We start from the raw sequence: 20,058 nt of genomic DNA on the forward strand, positions 1-20,058 counted from the left end.
ACTTTAAGCCGGCCCTTCTTTTTTACAGCCATTTTTAAACATGCACTGTATCCTCAACCTACACTAATCTCAAACGTTTTATTGTAACAATACTTTTTTAACGCTGCGATGATTTCGCGCGCCCAGGTAACTCAGGCATGTTCAAACCTGTCAAAATAACTGCGCTCCAGATTTTCGCGGTGATCCGGGTGTGCCAGATCTATTAATGCCAGGGCTCGTTGCTTTAAGTTTTTGCCAAACAGATCTACCATGCCATATTCTGTTACTACCCAGTGTACGTGGCCACGGGTGGTAACTACGCCGGCCCCTTGTTTTAACAGCGGCGTTATGCGGCTTACGCCTTTATTTGTTTGCGACGGCAAAGCGATAATAGGTTTGCCACCTTCTGACAATGATGCCCCGCGTATAAAATCCATCTGCCCTCCTATCCCCGAATATTGGTAAGTGCCGATTGAATCTGAGCACACCTGCCCGGTAAGGTCGATCTCAATTGCGCTATTGATGGCAGTAACTTTGGGATTTTGGCGGATGATGCTGGTATCGTTCACATAACTTATATCCATCACTCTTATACCGGGGTTGTCATTAACAAAATCGTATAATTTACGTGTACCGGTAATGAACGAGGTGACAGAGCGGCCACGGTTGAGCTTCTTCAGGCTGTTATCAATGATCCCCCGCTCGATAAGGGGGATAATTCCATCCGAAAACATCTCGGTGTGCAAGCCGAGGTTTTTGTGCGTGGTGAGGTTTTTCAAAACCTGGTCGGGTATGCCGCCTATTCCTAATTGAAGTGTCGCGCCGTTTTCAACCAACGATGCTACGTGGTAGCCTATTTTCTCGATAATGGCATTGCTTTCGCCCGAATAGTTAACCTCGGGTAACTCGGATTTATGCCATACCATGGCGTTTATTTTACTGATATGAACAAAACTTTCGCCATGCGTCCGCGGCATCAGGGGGTTCACCTGCGCTATGATGTATTTGGCGGTATCAACTGCGGCCCGCGCAATATCTACCGATGTACCCAATGAGCAATATCCATGCGCATCGGGCGGCGAAACCTGTATAAGCGCAACATCGATAGGCAGGATGTTCCGACGGAAAAGCTGCGGTATCTCGCTTAAAAATATCGGTACATAATCGCCATCCTCACTATTGGCCACATTGCGCGTTACTGCCGAAACAAATAATGAGTTAAAGAAGAACGATTTGCGGTGCTCAGGCCTGTCAAAATTCACATCGCCTAATGTTGTTATACTCACCAGTTCGACGTTGTATAATTCGTTATGACGGTTTTGCAAAGCGCTTACCAGATGGGCAGGCGTTGCTGCGCTGCCATGAATAAAAACACGGTTTCCGGGACGGACAACCTTTAGCGCCTCATCGGCTGATATGTAGTTGATTTCGATCATGGGATCTTGTTGCTTGGTTTTAGTGGTGTTCAAATAACCATTTGGATGGTTTGATTGCTTTATGAGGTTTTAACCCGAATTTTTTTATACTTTTTTCTTGAATAAGCGCCACAGCCTCGGTTATGTCGTCGGTAACGAGGAACAGCGAAGTATCAGGAGCATTTATAGCCCCGTTCGCCTTCATTGTCTCAATATGCTGTATTAATTCCCGGTGATACTCTTTTCCTAAAATAATGACCGGAAACTCGGCTATCTTGTGCGTTTGGATAAGCGTTAACGCTTCAAAGTATTCATCCATAGTGCCGAAACCGCCAGGCAGTACAATAAACGCAAACGAGTATTTTACCAGCAACACCTTCCGCAGAAAAAAGTGATTCATATTGACCCACTTATCCAGATACGGATTGGGCGCCTGCTCAACGGGCAATTGAATGTTACAGCCAACCGATCGCCCGCCCACATCGCGGGCGCCGCGGTTGGCTGCCTCCATTAGTCCCGGCCCACCTCCCGTCATCACAGTGAATCCCAACCTGGCTATTGACGATGCCGCCTCGCGGGTGAGCGCATAATACGGATGACCTTCTTTAAACCTGGCCGAGCCAAAAAAAGTAACACAGGGGCCAATAAAGTGAAGCGCGCGTAACCCACGAATCAAATCAATGGTAGTTTGCAACGTGAACTTAAGTTCTTTAAAGCGCGACCGTGGTCCCTGCAAAAATTGTATCTCGGCACTGTTCATTGGTTTAGGCTTATATCTTTCATAAACCCGGGAAGGCCTGATCTTCACTTTCCCGGGTGTGTCAAATCAATTAAGGTTGTGCTATTTGCAGCACGATGCGCCCGTCTATCAGGCCACTTTTCATTTCATCAAATACATGATTGATCTCTTCGAGCTTTGCAGTCTTCACGGTAGCTTTTACTTTGCCTTCTACTGCAAACGCAATGGCTTCCTGCATATCCTTGCGGGTACCTACAATCGAACCCCGAACCGTATACCGGTTAAGTACGGTTTGAAATATAGGCAGATCGAAGCTGCCTTTTGGCAACCCGTTAAGCGCGATTACACCTTTACGCCGCAGTGCCGAAATCCCTTGCTGAAAAGCAATGGGCGAAACTGCCGTTACCAGCACGCCGTGCATCCCACCCGTTTTCTTTTTCAGGTATTCGCCCGGATCCTGTTCTTTGGCGTTCACGGTCAGTTCGGCGCCGAGTTTTGTTGCCAGTTCCAGTTTATCATCGGCAACATCAATTGCTGCCACGTGCATGCCCATAGCCTTAGCATATTGGATGGCCAGGTGCCCCAGGCCGCCGATACCAGAAATAGCAACCCATTCGCCGGGTTTAACTTCGGTTTCTTTTAATCCTTTGTATACCGTTACACCGGCGCAGATAATAGGCGCCATCTCGGTAAAATTTATCCCTTTCGGAAAATGGGCCACGTACCGCGGATCGGCCAGCACGTATTCAGCAAAACCGCCGTCGACACTATAGCCGCCATTTTGCTGTGTTTCGCAAAGTGTTTCCCAGCCGGTAATGCAAAATTCACAGCAACCGCAGGCACTCGCCAGCCACGGTACCCCTACAATATCGCCCTCACTAACGCCCGTAACCAGCGAGCCTTTGGCCACTACATATCCTATTGCCTCATGCCCCGGTATCAGCGGCAGGCCGGGTTTAACCGGCCAGTCGCCGTTAACGGCATGTAAATCGGTGTGGCAAACACCGCAGGCTATTACTTTAACCAGTATCTGGTTATTATTCGGCATTTTTACCGGTACCTCCTCGATTTTGAGCGGCTCACCAAATGCTCGTACTACCGCCGCTTTCATTGTTCGGGGGATATCGGTTCTTAGCGAAATACCTTGCGGAACTTCGCACATTCCGGACAGCGTTTCCTTTCCTGCCGGAGCTTTTGTCAATGTTTCCATATCGTTATGGTTTTTAGTATAACAAAGTAACTGATAGGCGGTGAGGTACAGCATGATACGATGCACGACAAAAAGTGATGCTGATCACTCTGTTTATTGCACGTCCAATGCTTTTATCTGTAGCCTGAATTGCACATTGAGTTTATCATTCGTCCTGATCATACCGCCCAGTTTGCGCGGCGGGGTCAGATTAAAATCGGAGAAGTTAACATCGCGCGAACCTACGAGCAGAATGTTTTTTTGCGCATCAGCCGATGCCTGGTAATTTATTTCGAACCGCTTGCTCGCTCCTGCAAGTTCGATGCTGACCATACCGGTAATCGGTTTCGGTTTAGGGCACAATTCAGGCAACTCGCTAAGTGTTAAAAAACTGATCCGCAAGCGGGGGAACTGCTTTTCTTTTAACGTGCTCCGCAGGTCGTGCGTCATAATAGCGTTATGACAATCAAAACTTTGTATCCTTAAGTTAATACATCCCGAAAGTATTATCTCCTTCTCATTTCTGCCCCTGGCTATTGTAAGTGTGTCGGTTTGGTCGTAATCGGGTATCTCGCACGCAAATTTGTTGATATTTGTACTGCCGTTAACACAAAGGCTGCTGTTTTGGTTTATCACCCATTTTTTTGTTTCGGTGGTTACCGATCCGGGCAGATAAGCACACAACATGATCATGGCAGATGCAAATAAAAAGTATCGCGGTAACAGATGTTTGGTATACATGGTGCTTAATTGAGGTTTAAATCATCACGACATGTAAATTGATAATGGCCATGTTGCTTATGGATTAAGCTTTGCGAAAATTATCCCGGCGATAAGTGCCTGCAGCAGGCCATATATAAACCAGCTTGCCACTATCGAAACGGTAATATCCAGCGCACTGAACGATATCCACATTACAGGCAATAAAGCAATAATGGCATATACCAGTCCAAACTCAAGCCCGCGCAGCAATATTGCCCCTTTAAAAAGGCTCTTAAACCGCTCCCAAAACCACGATAGCGCCATGCTGATCACAAAAGGGTGCAGATAGAAAAGGACATCCCTGCTGCCGGTGGCGTTAAATAGTGGGCTGTTATATTCGACAAATAGCCACGGAAAGAACTTAACAGCTAAAAACAGGCTGCCATAACTGATCACAAATAGTGCTACGCCTGCAAATATGCCGGATGTTAAAACTTTTTTCATTTGCTTAAACTGCTGCTTCTGTTTAAAGAAGGATTAAAAGTAACGGCCTCATGATCTGTTCAGAAGGCCGTTACCAATTGGTTTTGCTTTATTAAAGTTCGACCTTAGAAGCCGATAGCTGCTGATATCATAAAACCATTAAACTTGCCTCCGTTTAAAATATTGGTCGAATCGAAGTTTTTGTATTCCTGGCTTACATATTCGCCTCTCAGCATAATGTTGTTGGTTAAGAACCAACCGGCAGAGCCTACCGAACGGTTAACAGTAACATCGGTGCTGTTACCAACAATGGTAGCTGTTACGGTATCATAACGGTAGCCTATCCAAAAGTTTTCGGTCTTAGCTGGGAAACGATAGATCAGATCGCCTGCATATTGATGGGCTCCGCGGTTATTGATCTCTGATATAGTACGGCCTTTGGCAGTTTCTGCTGTTCCGAAAAATTCAAGTCCTTTGAATTTCACAAACAGGTTACCCATAAAGCTGTGGTTCTCTTCGCTAAAGCCAGGGTTAAACCTGCCTGAGAAAGCATTATAATCGATAGCCTGGGTTAATGTTGTGCCGGCTGCTGTAACAGGGTTCGACATTACGTTATAATAGTTTGAGCCGGTACGGTCGCCGCCGAACAAGGTACTGCTGTTAGCACTGTTAACCGAATAGAATGAGCCGGTTATCCTTAAGCGCAGATCTGTAGTCAATTGTTTGTCAAAACCCAGTTTACCTAAGTAAGCTGGCGGATATTTATTCAATTCGCCGGTTTCAGGGTCGGTTTTGGTTGGCTCGATAGTAGTTGGGTTAAGTTCGCCATTGGTAATACCAACCATGCCAAACAAGCCGGTTTTTGGGCATTTGTAATAAGCCTGCATACCCAGTTCGGTAGCAAACTCGTCCATCACATAGTTTTCGACAAAGGGGTTGTAGATAGTGTTACCGCCATCCGATCTGCGGTAGTGCTGGTCGCCATAGTCCAGGTCGTATTCGCCAATCACAAAAGTTACGTTTTTCATGATGCCATCAATAAACTGGCTGTGTAAAAACGGCAGCTTATCAACTTGCAGGTAACCGCCTTTAACCCAGGTTTCTTCGTGGTGCCTCGAAGCGAGGTATGAGGTAAGGTTTAAGCGTACGCCATCGGCCAGTTGCACATCAAAATTAAGGTTAGCCATAGGCAGGTTAAAACCATCAATCAGCGGGGTAAGGCTATTAACATTACCAGTTGAAGTACCTACTGTTTTTGTTACCGGCACCGCGGTGTTTGATGCCCGCAAGCCCTGAAAGTTGATGGTAAAACCACCACCCACTTTTACTTTTAAACCGGTAAATTTTACAGAATCGGCTTTTGAGGTTTCAAATACGTTAATGCCTCGTTTATCATTCGGGCGGAAATATTGTATTTGCCCGTCTTGTGCTTTAAGCACGGTTGGCAGTATACTTAGCCCTACAATTACAACAGAGCCAAGCAGTGTAAAAATTTTAGTTTTCATGATTTTAATTGTTGTTAGTTATTGGATAAAAGGTTTTGTTTTTTATAGTTGATATTGAATTGAATGGTCAGGTCGTTAGCTACTTTCATAGCGCCCAGCATAAAGCTTGGCGGGTCGATCTTGTAGTCGCGTAACTGAAGCTTTTGGCTGCCCGAACAGGTTATGGTATTGTCGGCATTCACCAGGGCGGTAACATCCATGTTAATGGTTTGGGTTACGCCTGCGATGGTTAAATCGCCTTTGGCCTTGATGGCAAACTTGTTTTTTGATGATGGGGTAATTGTTGCCGAACCCAGCTTAAAAACTATCTTCGGAAACTGCTCGGCCTTAATTGATTTGTAAGTCCGTTCGTCCATTGATGCGTGCTCGCTTTTAAGCGATTTTGCATCGAGCGATAAGGTAAACGTACTGATGGATTTTAATTGGTCTCCATCGAACTTAAAATCACCCTGGCTATCGCTGGTTGCCGAAATCATGGTCCAGTCGTGAATGTTGGATGATCCTAATACTTTTATAAAGCAATCTTTACCATTTACGGCTTTATAAATGTTTTGAGCTTTTGAAACCTGGATTGTTGCGGTCAGGATTATTGCTGCGAGAATGCTGCCCGAAACAATGCGCCATTTGTTTAAATTTTTCATATCCGTCTGTTTTTTATGTTTTTAATGATACCCAAAAGTAGGGTGCTTATTGCAGCTGTTAAATGACAAAAGTCAATGGGTATGATGATGGATATCAGCAATGTATGTGATAAATATCACTGGTTCCGGTTTATTACGTATCGATATTTAAGGTATTAAATCATATTAAAATGAAAAAGATACTTGTACTGACGAACCTTTCGTATAAAGCCGAAAATGCTGCTTTATATGCCCTTAAACTCGCCGAAAAGGCGGGCGCCAACATTATTTTGTATCAATCCCTCGATGTGCCGGTTTATAGCGGAGTTCATACAGATGCAGAAAGTAACGAGGAACTGGAAGAATTACAAAAAGACAGCCTTGCGCAGCTGGCAAACCTGGCTGCACGGCTTGGCAAGCACCAGCCTTCGGGCCAGTTTAAACCTGCGATCGAAATATTTAACGAGTTCGGCGATCTTACGGTTAATGTTAATCACCTGATAAATGAGCGTGCGATCGATCTGATCGTAATGGGTGCAAAAAACAATGCCGAGCTAAGTTACCTGGTATTTGGCGAGACCAATGCGGTTTTAACCGGAGTTAAATGCCCGATTTTATTTGTACCCTATAAAGCAAGCTACGAGGGGTTAAATACAGTGATCTATTCATCCGATCTGAAGAAAGCTTATCCAAAGGCGGTAGCATTCTTAACCGACCTGGCTAAAATTGATAACAGCGATATTATAGTTGCACACATCGGGGCCGCGGCCAAATTCGATCAAAACCAATGCATCGATCTTTTTCAACAGATATTTGAATACCCGAATGTGACTTACAAGCAGTTACCAAACGGCAGTGTCAGCGAGCAACTCGAAAGATTTGCTATCGAAGTAGAAGCTGACCTAACCGTAATGATACACCACGAGCACAAGTTATATGGGATGCCGTTACCCGACAACAGTACTAAAATGCTGGAAAAACAGGCTACTCCATTATTGGTGCTGCCCGACTAAATTAAGCGCCCGGGACGAATCGGATCCATTGATTTTCAATAAAAAGCCCCCGGTGAAAAATTCACCGGGGGCTTTTTATTATACATGAGTTGGATTGCTGCTGAAGAATAATAACGGTTCACGAATATTCACAGCCGGAAAGATAATCATCGGCCCGACCGGGTAATTGACCATCGCGTGCGAAACGCTTTTGTTAAACAGCCGTTGCAGGTAATTGCGTTTACGGTGCACCATCGCCAAAATATCGGCGTTCAGTTTTTGAGGGATTGTTTTAAGCCCACGTAATATATTGGTGTCTTTTATAATCTTGAACCGTTTTTTAGGATAGGTGATTTCGGCGTCAACGCGGTCGAAATATTTCTCCAACACGGTATTGTTATGAGCTAATAAGCCTCGATCGCTAATGTGCGTTATAATGATTTCGGAATCGAAATACTTAGCCATGTCGCATAAGCTGTTCAAAGCGGATACGCTGCCATCGCTCAAGTCGGTTGCAAACACCAGGTTTTTAAAACCATCAAACCTGGCCTCGTACGGGATGAGTAAAACAGGATATTGAGCATGATCAATTAATTCGCGCGTATTGCTCCCAAGCAATAACGAAGTTAATTTATCAGTGCAGCGTGCGCTCAATACTGCCATTAAAACGTTTTCGGTATCGGCAATTTTGCGCAACGCCGAAGATAAAGTTCCGGTTTTTATGCAGCATGCTATCATGGGTTTGTACCGGTCGGTGCCAAGCGTCATAGCTCGTCGTCTCAATCGTTGCAGCAGTTCGTCCATGTCTTCGGCTGCACCAGTTCGCTCATTCTCGTTCTCTTCACCATATTTATTTTGTGGCGTTACCGCCTGCAACACATGGCAAAGTACAATATCAGCTTTCATGTGCGACGCCAAAGCCAGGGCGTACAATGCTGTGTTTTCGGCCTTTAGCGTAAAATCGGTGAATACAACCAGCGTTTCCATTTCGATATTGCGTTTCAAATGTTAAAACTATTTGGCGTTTTGCCTGCCCAGCTCAAGTATGCTTTCGGCACAAGCAAACAATTCGCTTTTAGTGATTTTAACGCTTGTAAGTAACTGTTTTATCTCGTCGTCCAGACCATTGTAGCGTTGGAGCAGGCTAAGGTCCATGGTCTTTTTCTGATCGCCGACATAAGGGGTTAAATAGGCTATAAATTTAGGGATAGCCAGTTTGAGATTCGCTATGTTTTGCTCCTGTTCGGCTATTTTTTCGTTAAATTGCTGCCATTGCGATCCTAAACCGGCCTCCGGCGCATTTATATGAAATTTTACAAGCAAATCTTTAAAAAAGCGCAATTCATCTTCGGCAAATGAAATATCGTTTAGCCAGTACTTTGCCAAAATATAAAGCTCCTGTACCTCGTACTCAAGCTCAGTGTCTGGGGGTATAATCAACATAACGTTTTATTTTAAGGGTTAACATTTCTATTTATTTGCAACCGGCAATACCATTAACGGAATTGAAATATGGCTGATCATTTTTTTGGTATAGCTGACCTGAATGATGGAATCGAAAAAACCATGCAGGTGATGGCTCATCGCCAACAACTGAATATTATTGTTTTCGCATAGCCAGCCGAGGCCGGTATTAACCTTTTCGGCTTTAATCACTATCGTATCTATTTTATGATAATTGGCCTTTTGTGCCAAGTTATTTAACTGATCGTACAAAGCTTGCCGGGTAGCCGCGCTCATATCGCCGTTAGCATAAATATGAGCAAGCAATACCCTCGCGTCCAACGCTTTGGCCAGCGCAATCACCTGCAACGTGATTGCCAGATCCTGGGCAGGATTATTCAGATCAAGTGCCAGCGCTATCTGTTTAAACTCTTTAATACTAAAATTTACCGGTATGGTAAGCATAGGCTTTGTAATGGTATCTGCCAATCTTTTGGTGTGATCGCCGATCACAAATTCGGTCACAAAATTTGGCGAATGTGCTCCGGTAATTATCAAATCTGCATTGTATTCGGCAGCCACTTCTTCTATAACTTCGGCCGCCATACCACCCTGTGTAACGCAGGATATATGTGGTGTATATGCTCCGGCAGCTTTCAATTTGTATAATTCGTTTTTTAGCTTTTCCAGTTCTTTCCCGCTTTCATCCATCATGATGTCGTACTGATTGGATGGCCAGACAACAAAGCCGGTTTGTGGTAGTTCGGCCTGGAGGGTCATAGCATTACAAAGAACCACATCCGCACGAAGCTGTTGTGCAAGCGCGTAACCGTAACGCGCTGCGTGGATGGAGTTTTCTGAAAAGTCGGTTGCTATCATTATCGTTTTCATAGTCTTTACCGTTTAGTTTAACTGTCGTAAAACTCTTCATTAATGATAGTATAAACCGTGACCATGGTCACCATTTTTGGTGACCCGACAACGTTTATATAACTGGTTAACAGCGGTTTTCAGGCGGGCAGCGATTGTATACCGCCGACCTTTTTTGTATCGTATGTAATAAAAGGCACATAGCTCACTTTGGCTATCTCCCCTTTAAAATACTCGTAATCGCCCCCCGGCATTTGCCAAACTGCCGAAAACTGCTGCGCATGTTTCTTACCGGAATACTTTAAATAAGCTTTCCATTTATACTGCCTGTAACTGCCATTTTTTGCAGTATAATACCGGTCTTCTGTTTCAAAGCAAACCGGGTAGCCGGTTTCGTCAAAATGAAACAGACCCGAGGCCGTAATATGGTTATGTGTGATGGTACCTTTTATGCAGAGATCATCGACAACTTCCCAGCTTATGTAGTACTGCAATGCGTAGGCTGGCACAAGCATCGTTTCTGCGAGTATGGTAACCAATTCGGCTTTATCCATTTCGGGCCCTGCGGCTTTACTAATAGTAAATAGATTCAGTAGCTTAATGAGCATTATGCCTGTACCTTTAATATACTCGTCAACAGCATCAAAAGGGATAAAATTCCACAAAAGCGTTTTCATATACACCAGGCGTACAGGCTCAGGCAATACATTGGTTTGTATACAACGGATGTGGGTCCAATGCCTCCGCGGCGAAAATTTTAGCATAGCATTTTTCCACTCAATTTGCACTTCGCGTGTACACTCATCTCCGGTTATACCGCAAAAAGCCAGGTAACGTTGCAATATTGGTGGCAGTTCATCCGCCCGGCGGCAAACTTGTCCGCTCATCTTGAGCTTTTCGGCTGTGTTGAGCCCCGCATTATAAAATTCGCTTGCTGACGGTGAGAGCATACAATAAGTCAATCAAATGCCAATATACTGTGCAGCTTACCTTCCATACGGTTGAGTTCGTCGCTGAATGTCCTGAAAAGCCCGGCTGCTTCTGCAGGCAGCCATTCGGCGCACCGGTCCTTGTAATAATTAATGCCTTCGTGCAGTTGGGCCTTAAACTTGTTAAAATACTTCTTCTTTTTCTCGTTCAGGTCGTTCATGTGGCTGCGTATATCACTTTGCAGGTAGTCGATATACAATTCCAGCTCTTTAATGAAAATATGCGGCCGGGCTACGTTATTGAGCAGATTAACCTTTCCGTAAATATGCCCTACCATCTCTTCGAGCGTATAGATTTTACTAAAATAAGCCAGGTTGGGGCCGGGACATACGGCCACCGCAACGTTTTCCTTTGGCTTATTTATTTCGTACTTTAAATAAGCCGATGAACACAAACCTTCGCAAAGGCAAATCTTCTCGGTTATGCTGTTAAATTGCTGCTCATGCTCGTCCTTTGGCAGATCCAGGTTATTCAATTGTTTAATTTTTAAGTTTTGATATTCCCTGGAGGCAGTACAAATGGGCTGCTCTGTAAACTCGGTGTTTGTACAGAGGTATTTTTTTGTGCATGGGCTACCCGGCCTGTTTTTTGCCAAACGCTGTAAGCGTTGCTGCTCAATACTGCTGTGTTTAAAGCTGTTAAATAAAATGCCTAAGGGCGATGAATTGCTTAGATAGTAATCCGTTTCGGTAGCATTGATAAGTTGCACCAGTGTAGTTTCGTCTACATTGGTAGCTTCCGGAACTAACAGAAACGGGCTACCCCAACCAGTTGCGTCCAACTGGTAATTACGCATTAAAAAGCTGTTCTCGTCTGCGGTACCTATACCGCCTTGTACACTGATGCGCTGCTGCGGTGCTTTATCCATTGTAAACTGCCTGGCCGCTAACACGGGTTGATACAGGTTAAAAAGTTCATCAAGCATCTCCTGCCGCTTTTGCTTAAACTCCTCCAGTATCGGCCCAAGCAAATAACCTTCTGTGGCAAAAGCATGGCCGCCGCAGTTCAAACCCGACTCGATACGGAACTCTGAAACCCACAAACCTTTCTTGGCCAGGAATTTGGCCTGTATCAATGCCGACCGGAAATCACTCACCTTGAGGATGATCCGTTTTTTGATATGGCCGTTTGTATCGGGGGAAAAATCGGCGAAATTTTCAATATAGCTGTAAAGCTTAGGGTTCATGCCCGCCGATAATACGATGGATGAATCAAGTTCGCTTTCGGCAAATCCGCGCAAGGCAGCTAAGGCATCGGTATTTTCGTTACCGGTGTAGTTGCCTGCAGCGTCAAAGTTCATCTTGTCGACTTTAGCCATAATATTTACGTCGATTGAGCCGATGGTCATCCTGCTGCGCAATATATTTTGAAAAATGCGCTTGCGTTCGTTATCCGGATATTCCATCATTAATTCGTACCCCAGACGCAGTTGAGAACCATCGGGCAGCAGGTTAAAATACTTTAACAGGTCTGTCCCTGGTGCAAACTGCTGATTTTGCAATTCGTCAAACTGCCGCTTAACATACCTGTTTACCATATTAAGATAAGCAGTGATGCGCCTGGCGCGGCTATCGGGAGCAGACTTCGGGATTGCTACAAACTCGTCATTATTTGCCCGGGTATGATATTCGCGCATACGCTCAACTAACTCATCGTCGACTATCGACATTACAGATGAGATGCCGTAACGTGCCACCTTTAGCGGCGTATCTACCGAATAACCAAGTCCTAAAACGGGAATGTGAAATGTATGGCTCATATTTTAAAAGTATTTGCCAAAACTATCGAGACGTCTGCGTTTAAAAATTGACGACCGTCACATTTTAAAAAGTCTCCGGTCATTCTTTTCCACACTGCTCAATCTGATTTTTGGTCGCAAAAAAAAGTAAGAAATGAAGCAAGGCGCAATCATCGAAAAAACCTGTTGTTACCACTGCGGCGACGAATGCACGACTACCGATTATGTAATTGACGACAAGCAGTTTTGCTGTCACGGTTGCAAAAGCGTTTACCAGGTTTTATCTGCGAACCAGCTTTGCAGTTATTACAAGTACAACGATCATCCGGGCGCTACACGGAATCGTACCGATAAACGTTTTGATTACCTGAGCGAACCGGGCATTATTAGCGAACTGCTCGATTACAGCGACGACCATGTAAGCATTGTTACCTTTTACATTCCACATATCCACTGCAGTTCGTGCCTTTGGCTGCTCGAACAATTGAATAAAATCAACCCCGCCGTCCACTATTGCCGCGTGGATTTTTTAAAAAAACAGTTGAGCATCCGGTTCGACCATCGTAAACTTAGCCTGCAGCAGTTGGTTGAGTTATTATTCGATATCGGGTATGAGCCGCTCATCAGTTTACACGATATCATCAAGGATCAAAACAATGCCAATAAAGATAACCTGGTACAGAAAATAGCGGTTGCAGGTTTTTGTTTTGGCAACGTGATGCTGTTAAGCTTCCCCGAGTATTTTGGATTGTCGGTTTACGAGCAAAATTTCAAACACTTTTTTGGATGGCTTAACGTACTGTTTTCCCTGCCGGTTGTTTTTTACAGTGGCAGGGGATATTTTCAATCGGCATGGCAAAATCTGCGTAACAAGGTATTGAACATCGATTTCCCGCTTGCGTTAGGCATCGCGGTTTTGTTTTTGAGGACATTGTTTGAAGTAGCAAGCCATACCGGCGCCGGCTTTGCCGACACACTTTGCGGGCTTGTTTTCTTTTTGCTTGTAGGTAAGTTTGTGCAAAAGAAAACCTATCACCACCTGTCGTTCGAACGTGATTACCGCTCGTTTTTCCCGGTTGCTGTAAGTACCATCACGCCAAACGGCGAAAAGCCCGTTAAGTTATCCGAATTATCTGTCGGGCATCGCATTATTATACGCAATAACGAAATAGTCCCGGCTGACGCTATACTGCTTAAAGGTAACGCACTGGTTGATTTTAGTTTCGTGACAGGTGAAACACTGCCCGTCGGCAAGGTTTTGGGCGAAATTATATATGCAGGCGGCCGTCAGACCGGTGAGGCTCTTGAGATGGAGGTAGTGAAACCTGTTTCGCAAAGCTATCTTACACAACTGTGGAACAACGAAGCATTTTCCCGGCAGCAGGATGACCGGATGCGCACCTTCAATCAAAAGGTCAGCAAATATTTCACCATTGTTTTGCTCATTATTGCGTTTGGATCGTTGTCATACTGGCTGCCTTCCGATATCCGGCGCGGCTTTGCCGCGTTTACGGCGGTATTAATAGTGGCCTGTCCCTGCGCACTGGCATTGAGCACGCCGTTTACCATGTCGGCAGCGTTAAGCATTTTCGATAAAAACCTCTTCTATCTCAAAAATACCGCTGTAGTTGAGCAGATGGCGGGCATTAACACCCTTGTATTTGATAAAACCGGGACTATTACCGCCAGCGATGACACCGAAATTAAACAGGAACTGGCTTTAACCGACAGGCAAAGGCAATTGGTATACAGCGCATGCATCAATTCGGCTCACCCGTTAAGCATGATGGTGTGCCGCGAATTAAAGGGAACCAAACGCCTCGAAACGTCAACCTATCTCGAAATTCCGGGCAAGGGCATATTAGCAACAATAGACGGTGATGAGCTGCGCATTGGCAACTCCAAATTGGTTTTTGGGCAGCCGGGCGAAGCCGGCGATGTTACCAAAGTGCACCTTATGATTAACGAACGGTATTTAGGGTATTTTGCTTTAGAACACCGGTACCGCCCCGGCCTTGATGTTTTACCAGGTTTGGGAAAAGATTACGATACCTACCTTTTATCGGGCGACAAAGATTATGAACGCAACAGGTTAAAATCCTTTTTCTCCGTGGAAGACAAAATGCTCTTCAACAGCTCACCGCAGGATAAGCTCGACTTTATTGACAAGCTGCAAACCGGCGGAGGCTGCGTAATGATGTTTGGCGACGGGCTCAACGATTCGGGCGCACTAAAACAAAGCAACCTGGGTGTGGCCGTAACCGATAACGTCAACAACTTCACCCCCGGCAGCGATGCCATCCTGGATGGGAGATCATTTGATAAACTACCCTCATTTTTGAGGTTTTCTAAAGATACGGTAAATATCATCCACATATCTTTTTTGATTTCGCTTACCTACAATTTAATCGGGTTAAGTTACGCTGTAACCGGCAATCTTTCGCCATTGATAGCGGCAATTTTAATGCCCCTCAGTACGGCAACCATCATTTCATTCACAAGCATCGCCACACATTTCATGGCAAAAAAACGCAGGTTAATATGAGTATCATTTATTTTTTGATCGGGTGCAGCGTTTTGCTGGCACTTGTGTTTTTAGCAGCTTTTTTCTGGGCACAACGCAGCGGGCAGAACGATGATCTGTACACTCCCTCCGTAAGGATATTGCTCGAAGAGGATGATAATGAGCTTCAAAAGTGACTTCCATCATGTTTAAAACCAATTTATATCATTCCGTGCCCGATAGCGCACAAATAGTTTTGCAACCATAACAATACAATATATGCAACCCGAAAAATTTTACTACGATAACAAGATCGTTCGCAACTTTGGCATAGCCACAGTTATCTGGGGGATAATAGGCATGCTGGTTGGCTTGATTGTAGCCATTCAGCTATATCATCCTGCGGCCAATATGGGCAACCAGTATACCACGTTCGGCCGCATCAGGCCGCTGCATACCAATGCTGTGATATTTGCCTTTGTGGGTAACGCCATATTTATGGGCGTTTATTATTCGCTTCAGCGCTTGCTTAAAGCGCGCATGTTCAGCGATATTTTAAGCAAGATCCACTTCTGGGGCTGGCAGCTCATTATTGTTTCGGCGGTAATAACCTTACCTCTCGGTTTAACTACTTCTCATGAATATGCCGAGCTTGAATGGCCCATTGATATCGCCATTACCCTGATATGGGTAGTATTCGGCATCAATATGTTCGGTACGATCTTCAAACGCCGTGAGCGGCATTTGTATGTAGCCATCTGGTTTTACATTGCCACGTTTGTAACCATCGCGGTATTACATATTGTAAACTCATTCGAATTACCTGTTTCTGCATTTAAAAGCTATATGGTTTATGCCGGCGTTCAGGATGCCCTCGTTCAGTGGTGGTACGGGCACAACGCCGTTGCATTCTTTCTAACCACGCCATACCTGGGCATGATGTATTATTTCCTGCCTAAAATGGCAAACAGGCCTATTTATTCGTACAAGCTTAGTATACTCCACTTTTGGGCGCTGATATTTATCTATATCTGGGCCGGCCCGCACCACCTGTTGTATACCACATTGCCGGGCTGGGCACAATCGCTGGGGGTAGCATTTTCGGTAATGCTTATTGCACCAAGCTGGGGTGGCATGATCAACGGTCTGCTGACATTACGCGGTGCCTGGGATAAAGTTCGCGACGATGTGGTGCTTAAGTTTATGGTTGTGGGCCTCACCGCTTACGGTATGGCAACCTTCGAAGGGCCCATGCTTTCGCTTAAACAAGTGAACGCCATTGCCCACTTTACCGACTGGATCATTGCACACGTACACGTTGGCGCTCTTGGCTGGAACGGTTTCTTAACTTTTGCCATCCTATACTGGCTGATACCGCGTATCTATAAAACCGAATTGTATTCTAAAAAACTGGCATCCTTCCATTTCTGGATCGGCACACTGGGCATCCTGTTTTACGCCATCCCCATGTACTGGGCTGGTTTTACACAAGGCTTAATGCTTAAAGAGTTCACACCCGAAGGTATACTCAAATATTCGAGCTTTTTAGAAACCACTTTACGCATCATCCCAATGCACGTGATGCGTTCGGTTGGCGGCAGCTTGTATCTATTGGGTGTGATTGTAATGGGGTATAACCTGGCAAAAACTATGCTTGCAGGCAAGCTGGTAGCCAACGAGGCCGCACAGGCTATGCCGTTAGAACCCGTTCACACCATAACGCCCGAACTAAGCTGGCACCGCAGGCTCGAGCGCAAGCCTATCAAAATGATGCTGGCAGCACTGGTGGTGATACTCATCGGCACATTTATAGAGCTGATGCCTACGCTGACCATCTCATCAAATGTACCAACTATTGCCAGCGTTAAGCCTTATACCCCGCTTGAGTTACAAGGGCGCGACATTTACATACGCGAAGGCTGCTCCAACTGTCATTCGCAAACTATCCGCCCTTTCCGTTCTGAAACGGAGCGCTATGGTGAGTATAGCAAAGCCGGCGAATTTGTTTACGATCACCCGTTTTTATGGGGTTCGAAACGCACCGGGCCTGATCTGGCGCGCGAAGGCGGCAAGTACGGCAATGCCTGGCATTATAACCACCTGATGGATCCGCGGTTAATGTCGCCTGGCAGTATCATGCCAAATTACGACTGGCTCATCTCGCAAACATTGGATACTTCGCTAACCGCCGCTAAAATAAATGCAATGCGCACACTGGGTGTACCATACCCCGCTGGTTACGATAAAACAGCCAATCGCGATTTGGATAAGCAAGCCGGGGTCATCGCCGATGACCTGGCTAAAAACCACATGAAAGTGATGAAAAACAAGGAAATCATTGCGATCATAGCTTATTTACAAAGGCTCGGAACCGACATAAAAGCTTCAAAAACAGCTAACAACAATTAAAGCCATGTTTAAACAATTCACCGAAAATATACAGGGTAACCAGGTTTACCTTCTTTTCTCGCTGGCCATATTTCTTGTATTCTTCATTGTAGTTACGATAGTGCTGCTGCGTTTGCAGAAAAAATATGTCGACCACATGAGCGATTTGCCCTTGCAGGATAATTTGAGCAGTACAACACACAATTAATATAATTACCGTCATGAACCTGAAAAAAATACTGATACTGACACCCTTGTTGCTGGTTATGCAACCGGTGTTGGCCGCCGACGACAATGAGGCTCCATCTAATTTAATGAACGTTATAGGCTATGGAGCCATACTTTTTACACTGCTACTATTCGTGGTGGTTTTATTAGTGCTTTTGCGCGCTGTAAGGGTGATGACCAGGGTTGCGTTAAAAAGCCAGGGATATACCGAAGAGCAAATAGCTGCCGAACTACACCCGCCTAAAAAGGCTAAACGATCAAAAGAGGAAGTTTGGAATAAGCTGCTCTCGTTAAAACCGCTGTCGCAGGAAAAAGATTTGATTATGGAACATGAATACGACGGCATACAAGAGCTGGACAACCCTACCCCATCTTGGTTTATGGGTTTATTTTACACCACTATTGCCTTTGCCGCCTGTTATTTACTGATTTACCACGTTTTTGGAATAGGCCAGCTACAGTATGATGAATATAAAACCGAAGTTGCACAGGCTGAGATCGCTAAAAAAGAATACTTAAGCAAAGCGGCAAACCAGGTGGATGAAAACACAGTTAAACTAACCAAAGACCCGGCGGTGCTTGCTGCAGGACAGGTCATATTTGTAAGCAAATGCGCGCCCTGCCACGGCGACCACGCTCAAGGCAATGTTGGCCCTAACCTTACCGACGATTACTGGCTGCATGGCAATAAAATAAACGACCTGTTTAAAACTATCAAATACGGTGTGCTGGCCAAAGGGATGCCGACCTGGGAAAAACAGTTGTCGCCGAAAGACATAGCTGATGTTGCCAACTACGTAAAATCATTACATGGCAGCCACCCGGCGGGTGCAAAAGAACCGCAGGGTATCAATGAACCTGAAGAATCAAATAAACTGGCCGCAAAATAACCCCGAACATGAACGCATTGCTTAACGCAAAAGAAAGTGGCCAACGGCGTTGGATGTATCCACAAGTAAAAAAAGGCACCTATTATAAATGGCGTGCCCGGTTAAGCTATGTTTATTTGATCTTCTTTTTTACGGGTCCGTTCTTACGCATCAATAGTCAGCCATTGTTGATGCTGAATTTTGTGGACCGCCAGTTCGTCCTGCTTGGCCAGGTTTTCTGGCCCCAGGACATTTTTCTTTTCATGCTGGCATCACTGTTCTTTTTGGTGTGCGTGGTATTATTTACCATAGCGTTTGGCCGTATATTCTGCGGCTGGATATGCCCGCAAACCATCTTTATGGAAATGGTTTTCCGCAAGATTGAGATATGGATAGAAGGTGACGCCAACAAACGAAAAAAGCTTGATGCAAGCCCGTGGACCAACGAAAAAATAGTAAAAAAAGGTGGCAAACACCTGGCTTTTATTGTACTTTCCTTTTTAATCGCCAATACCTTTCTGGCTTATATCATTGGCAGCCAGGGCCTCATCAGGATAATTACCGAGCCGGTGAGTATGCATTGGGTGGGCTTTTTAAGTATCTGGGTATTTACCGCCGTGTTTTACCTGGTATATAGCCAGGTGCGCGAACTGGTTTGTACGGTGATCTGCCCGTATGGCAGATTACAAAGCGTATTGATAGATGAGCACACACTGGTTGTTGCTTATAACGATGTGAGAGGCGAACCCCGCGGCAAACTTGAACGCATACCCGATCCGGTAAACCCCAGGGGCGATTGCGTTGACTGCGGCCTGTGTGTGGCAGTTTGCCCAACCGGGATCGATATACGTAAAGGCACCCAGATAGAATGTATTAACTGCACTGTTTGCATTGACGCCTGCGACCAGGTAATGGATAAAATTCATAAGCCCCGCAACCTGATCGGCTTTTATTCGGAAAATATGATACGGGTTGGCGAAAAACTATCTTTCACTTTGAGGATGAAGGCTTATACTGCGGTTATTGTGGTTTTATTGGGCGTGTTAAGTTACTTCGTATTTAGCCGTACCGATATGGATATGACCGTAATGCGCAGCGCCGGACTGTTATACCAGGAGCAAAAAGGTGGTTATATCAGCAATATTTACAATGCCGATATCATTAACAAAACCGACAGGAAACATATCATCGCTATTAAACCGGATGACCCATCCATCAAAATAAAATATATACAGGCTCCGGGAACGATAGGCAGCGGCTTATCGGCGAAAGCTGTTTTTTTTATGATGGTGCCGCAAACAAATATCCATACTGCTAAAACAGATATCCATCTGCAGCTTTGGATGGACAATCGTTTAATTGAGACTGTTAACACCGCATTTATCGGACCTGTAAATTAAAAAAA

At 45.1% G+C, this 20,058-nt stretch carries 19 protein-coding genes; 7 read left to right on the forward strand and 12 right to left on the reverse strand.

All coding sequences use genetic code 11. The annotated features are described in order from the left end of the window. Window positions 1-131 precede the first annotated feature (131 nt). The 7 genes from BEL04_RS06175 to BEL04_RS06205 all read right to left on the reverse strand — a co-directional run bounded on the left by BEL04_RS06175 (window position 132) and on the right by BEL04_RS06205 (window position 6,653). On the reverse strand, window positions 132-1,415 hold the full coding sequence (locus tag BEL04_RS06175; RefSeq protein WP_066001347.1) for an acetyl-CoA hydrolase/transferase family protein: 1,284 nt from the start codon (window positions 1,413-1,415) through the stop codon (window positions 132-134). Between the two features lie 19 nt (window positions 1,416-1,434). Next, window positions 1,435-2,154 (reverse strand): TIGR00730 family Rossman fold protein, encoded by a 720-nt coding sequence (locus BEL04_RS06180; protein ID WP_066001350.1) that lies wholly within the window; start codon window positions 2,152-2,154, stop codon window positions 1,435-1,437. A 70-nt stretch (window positions 2,155-2,224) separates the two neighbouring features. Next, window positions 2,225-3,343 carry an alcohol dehydrogenase AdhP gene (gene adhP / locus BEL04_RS06185; protein WP_254659532.1) on the reverse strand — a complete coding sequence of 373 codons (1,119 nt, stop codon included), beginning with the start codon at window positions 3,341-3,343 and terminating at the stop codon, window positions 2,225-2,227. 93 nt (window positions 3,344-3,436) lie between these two features. After that, window positions 3,437-4,063, reverse strand: a complete 627-nt coding sequence (locus BEL04_RS06190) for a hypothetical protein (protein ID WP_066001356.1) — start codon at window positions 4,061-4,063, stop codon at window positions 3,437-3,439. 57 nt (window positions 4,064-4,120) lie between these two features. Beyond that, window positions 4,121-4,528, reverse strand: coding sequence for a hypothetical protein (locus BEL04_RS06195; protein WP_066001358.1), 408 nt, complete (start codon window positions 4,526-4,528; stop codon window positions 4,121-4,123). Between the two features lie 104 nt (window positions 4,529-4,632). Further along, a complete protein-coding gene (locus tag BEL04_RS06200) occupies window positions 4,633-6,012 on the reverse strand; it encodes a hypothetical protein (RefSeq protein ID WP_066001361.1) in 1,380 nt (459 codons plus the stop codon). 14 nt (window positions 6,013-6,026) lie between these two features. Next, the gene (locus BEL04_RS06205; protein ID WP_066001363.1) at window positions 6,027-6,653 is read right to left on the reverse strand and encodes a YceI family protein; all 627 of its coding nucleotides are present in this window, start codon (window positions 6,651-6,653) and stop codon (window positions 6,027-6,029) included. Window positions 6,654-6,823: 170 nt separating this feature from the next. Between BEL04_RS06205 and BEL04_RS06210 the strand changes: the two genes are divergently transcribed. Further along, a complete protein-coding gene (locus tag BEL04_RS06210) occupies window positions 6,824-7,645 on the forward strand; it encodes a universal stress protein (protein WP_066001366.1) in 822 nt (273 codons plus the stop codon). Window positions 7,646-7,723: 78 nt separating this feature from the next. On the opposite strand, the gene BEL04_RS06215 is transcribed toward BEL04_RS06210, so the two are convergent. From BEL04_RS06215 to BEL04_RS06235, 5 genes are all read right to left on the reverse strand, one after another. Further along, the gene (locus BEL04_RS06215; protein WP_139112931.1) at window positions 7,724-8,629 is read right to left on the reverse strand and encodes a universal stress protein; all 906 of its coding nucleotides are present in this window, start codon (window positions 8,627-8,629) and stop codon (window positions 7,724-7,726) included. 9 nt (window positions 8,630-8,638) lie between these two features. Then, on the reverse strand, window positions 8,639-9,067 hold the full coding sequence (locus BEL04_RS06220) for a hypothetical protein (protein WP_066001371.1): 429 nt from the start codon (window positions 9,065-9,067) through the stop codon (window positions 8,639-8,641). A 27-nt stretch (window positions 9,068-9,094) separates the two neighbouring features. Next, window positions 9,095-9,958 (reverse strand): universal stress protein, encoded by an 864-nt coding sequence (locus BEL04_RS06225; RefSeq protein WP_066001373.1) that lies wholly within the window; start codon window positions 9,956-9,958, stop codon window positions 9,095-9,097. Between the two features lie 119 nt (window positions 9,959-10,077). Then, window positions 10,078-10,887 (reverse strand): DUF6544 family protein, encoded by an 810-nt coding sequence (locus tag BEL04_RS06230; protein WP_066001376.1) that lies wholly within the window; start codon window positions 10,885-10,887, stop codon window positions 10,078-10,080. Window positions 10,888-10,895: 8 nt separating this feature from the next. After that, window positions 10,896-12,686 carry a hypothetical protein gene (locus BEL04_RS06235; protein ID WP_066001378.1) on the reverse strand — a complete coding sequence of 597 codons (1,791 nt, stop codon included), beginning with the start codon at window positions 12,684-12,686 and terminating at the stop codon, window positions 10,896-10,898. A 133-nt stretch (window positions 12,687-12,819) separates the two neighbouring features. Between BEL04_RS06235 and BEL04_RS06240 the strand changes: the two genes are divergently transcribed. The 6 genes from BEL04_RS06240 to ccoG all read left to right on the forward strand — a co-directional run bounded on the left by BEL04_RS06240 (window position 12,820) and on the right by ccoG (window position 20,053). After that, window positions 12,820-15,210, forward strand: a complete 2,391-nt coding sequence (locus tag BEL04_RS06240; protein WP_066001379.1) for a heavy metal translocating P-type ATPase metal-binding domain-containing protein — start codon at window positions 12,820-12,822, stop codon at window positions 15,208-15,210. Then, window positions 15,207-15,365 carry a cbb3-type cytochrome oxidase assembly protein CcoS gene (ccoS, locus tag BEL04_RS06245; RefSeq protein ID WP_066001380.1) on the forward strand — a complete coding sequence of 53 codons (159 nt, stop codon included), beginning with the start codon at window positions 15,207-15,209 and terminating at the stop codon, window positions 15,363-15,365. Before BEL04_RS06240 ends, ccoS begins: the two co-directional genes overlap by 4 nt. 82 nt (window positions 15,366-15,447) lie before the next feature. Next, window positions 15,448-17,577, forward strand: a complete 2,130-nt coding sequence (gene ccoN, locus BEL04_RS06250) for a cytochrome-c oxidase, cbb3-type subunit I (RefSeq protein ID WP_066001382.1) — start codon at window positions 15,448-15,450, stop codon at window positions 17,575-17,577. 4 nt (window positions 17,578-17,581) lie between these two features. Then, window positions 17,582-17,764: a hypothetical protein gene (locus BEL04_RS06255; protein WP_066001384.1), complete on the forward strand. Its 183-nt coding sequence runs from the start codon at window positions 17,582-17,584 to the stop codon at window positions 17,762-17,764. Between the two features lie 13 nt (window positions 17,765-17,777). Further along, on the forward strand, window positions 17,778-18,674 hold the full coding sequence (locus BEL04_RS06260; RefSeq protein WP_066001387.1) for a cbb3-type cytochrome c oxidase N-terminal domain-containing protein: 897 nt from the start codon (window positions 17,778-17,780) through the stop codon (window positions 18,672-18,674). A gap of 8 nt (window positions 18,675-18,682) precedes the next feature. Next, on the forward strand, window positions 18,683-20,053 hold the full coding sequence (ccoG, locus tag BEL04_RS06265) for a cytochrome c oxidase accessory protein CcoG (RefSeq protein ID WP_066001389.1): 1,371 nt from the start codon (window positions 18,683-18,685) through the stop codon (window positions 20,051-20,053). Window positions 20,054-20,058: the final 5 nt, after the last annotated feature.

The sequence above is a fragment of the Mucilaginibacter sp. PPCGB 2223 genome (assembly GCF_001705515.1).
Lineage (GTDB): Bacteria > Bacteroidota > Bacteroidia > Sphingobacteriales > Sphingobacteriaceae > Mucilaginibacter.